The sequence below is a fragment of the Methylobacterium sp. AC433 genome, from assembly GCF_979253015.1.
On sequence record NZ_CEEDBN010000139.1, the window covers coordinates 1 to 213 of the forward strand.

Genomic DNA, 213 nt, shown 5'->3' on the forward strand with positions numbered 1-213 from the left:
CGTCTGGACTGCCGACCCGGATCGCATCATCCAGGCCGCAAAGCGCGGGCACCAAGTGTTAGACTCGCACCACTAGGACACGGCAGGCGAAACGTTCGGACACACCATGCTCGGCAACGACGTGAGCGACACAAGCCCGGCGTCGTTCCGGGGCTAGATGGGGTATTCGGGGTGCGTCGCGCGGTGGAAGCGGCATGATGGTGCTCCGAACCA

The 213-nt window shown here is 64.3% G+C and carries 1 pseudogene; it reads right to left on the reverse strand.

Annotated elements, in window-relative coordinates:
• Positions 1-73: 73 nt before the first annotated feature.
• A pseudogene (locus tag AC0IWM_RS24025) lies at positions 74-213 on the reverse strand (IS3 family transposase); the annotation flags it as partial.